Here is a 2,390-nt window from a genome sequence, read left to right on the forward strand (position 1 = left end):
CTACGTCGATGCGTCTTTGGCGCCATCCTATGAGGCGGCGGTCAAGCTGGTGACGGAGCAGCTCCGCCACGCGATGCGCTTGCGAGAATTCTACGGCCCGTTTGACAACGCTGAAGGGTGCGATTTCGAGGTGCGGCTGGAACACCTGCAACCCTGGGAGGTGCGTGAGCAACGTGCCTTGCAACATTCGCACGCTTTTCACATGCGGTATTACTATACCTCGCTGGCGCGCCAGAAATTGGATCGGGTGAAAATCAGCGGGCCGAGCGGCGAACGCGACTTTTTCCGGCTCGCGGCCAGCGCCCACTACGAAGTCGAACACACAAACCCCAATCACGCCGATGTTGAGAGCTGCCCGATCTGCGGGCGCGCGGGGGAATACCGCGAATTGAAAGGCAATCTGGTGGAGCTGGTGCATGACCCGCTGGGACTCGAATTGGTCTTGACGGGCAAGATACGAGGGGAGACGGTCCGCTTCGAAGACTGGGATCAGCGCGAGGTCGGCAGCATTGCCGCGCTGGAATCAACATTCGCCTTACAGGATTTCACCTTTCCGGCGCAGACGGGTGACCGGAACACTTTGCGCATCGGGGTGGTCGTACTCACGCCCAAAGACAAAGCCGGCAAGCCACGTTGAATGGAACTCTCGCTCTGCCTGGAAATGCTCTTCACCGATCGCCCGTTCATCGAGCGCCTGGCCATTGCATCGCGGCTCGGCTATCGCGCCATCGAGTTCTGGGACTGGCGAGACAAAGACCTGCCGGCGCTCGCTGATGCGGCGGCGCGCCTCGGCCTCACCGTCGCAGCAATAAGCGGAAATCGCCAGCACGCGCTCATTGACCCGGACGCACGCCCGGAGCTGATCGAAGAGATGGACCAAGTCTTCGCGGCGGCCGGGCAGTTGAACTGCCGTCGCATCATGATGCTTAGCGATGTTCTCAGTGACGATGGCAGCGCCGCGCCAACGCCACCGCGGCCAGCGGAAGAAAAGATCGAAACCATGGTGGAGAATTTGCAGGCACTGGCCGACCGTGCGGAAGCGGCAAGCGTCACATTGCTCCTTGAGCCGCTGAACACGGCGCTCGATCATCGCGGGTGTTTTCTCAATACTTCGGCACTTGGCATTGAGATCGTCAGGCGCGTTAATAGTCCACAGGTGAAGCTGCTCTACGACATCTACCACATGAGTATGATGGGTGAAGACGTATTGACGGAGATCAAAAACCTGGAGTGGGTTGGCTATTTTCACGTCGCCGACGTGCCCGGACGACATCAACCGGGCACGGGAAAGATTGATTATCAAGCAGTGAATACTTTGCTCAGGCGAGTGAAGTATGGAGGATTCATCGGTATGGAATTTTCCGCGCTCGGCCCTGATGAGCAGGCAGCAAAGGCGCCGTTGGAGATTTTTGGATGACCGAAGCGATGCAAGCGATAGTTTTTCACGGGCCGGGTCACTGGGCTTTGGAGGAATTCCCGCGCCCTCGAATTCAAGCCGACGACGATGTGCTGCTCCGCGTCGATCGCGTGAGTATCTGTGGTACTGACATCCACATTCTCTCCGATCCCCCCGGCCACCCCGCGACTCCCGGAAGCATTCTCGGCCACGAATACGTAGCTACGGTCACGGATATCGGAGAGAGCGTGATCAACGTTAAGCCCGGCGATCGGGTGGTGATTGATCCCAACATCACCTGTGGGCTGTGCGAGTACTGCCGATTAGGGCTTACGAATGTTTGCGAGAACATGACCTCGCTTGGAATCTTCCGCCACGGCGGGCTGGCCGAGTTCAATACTGCGCCGGCCAAAGCGCTGCACAAAATCAGCCAGGATGTTCCGACCGAACGCGCCTGCCTGGCCGAACCGCTCGCCTGCGTGTTGCATGCTTTTGAAAAGACCGCTGTCGTGCCCGGTGAAAGCGTCGCGATCCTCGGCGCCGGCCCGATTGGACTGTTGTTTCTCCTGCTTTTCAAAAGCGCCGGGGCCGGAAAAGTTTTCGTAATAGAACCGACAGAGTTTCGGCGGCAAATGGCCGAACGGCTCGGCGCGGACGCAGTGTTAAACCCAAAGACCGAAGACTGCCCCGCCGAGGTGAAAGCCATCACGCGAATTGGTGTAGACGTTGCTGTGGACGCGGCCGGAAGTCTGCTTCCGGAATCCCTCGAGCTTGTGAGAAGGGGCGGCCGCGTGATTCTCTTCGGCGTCAATCAGCATGCCGATCGCCGGTTAAACCAGTACGCAATCACACGCTATGAAACTTCCATACTTGGCTCATACATCCAGCGAACGGCGTTTCCGAAAGTCGTGCGAATTCTGGAGGCCGGCCTATTGCCTGTGGAGAAGTTGATCACTCACCGTTTGAGGCTCAACGAAGTAGGCGAGGCGTTGGA

The 2,390-nt window shown here is 58.5% G+C and carries 3 protein-coding genes; all 3 read left to right on the plus strand.

Translation table 11 applies throughout. The features are described 5' to 3' along the window. The coding region (locus VES88_03550) for a hypothetical protein (protein ID HYN80551.1) at window positions 1–637 on the plus strand (637 nt) is incomplete at its 5' end. Continuing rightward, window positions 638–1,417 carry a TIM barrel protein gene (locus VES88_03555; protein HYN80552.1) on the plus strand — a complete coding sequence of 260 codons (780 nt, stop codon included), beginning with the start codon at window positions 638–640 and terminating at the stop codon, window positions 1,415–1,417. It begins immediately after the preceding gene. Next, the coding region (locus VES88_03560; GenBank protein ID HYN80553.1) for an alcohol dehydrogenase catalytic domain-containing protein at window positions 1,414–2,390 on the plus strand (977 nt) is incomplete at its 3' end. The genes VES88_03555 and VES88_03560, both read left to right, overlap by 4 nt.

Source organism: Gemmatimonadaceae bacterium (genome assembly GCA_035633115.1).
Classification (GTDB): Bacteria; Gemmatimonadota; Gemmatimonadetes; order Gemmatimonadales; family Gemmatimonadaceae; genus UBA4720.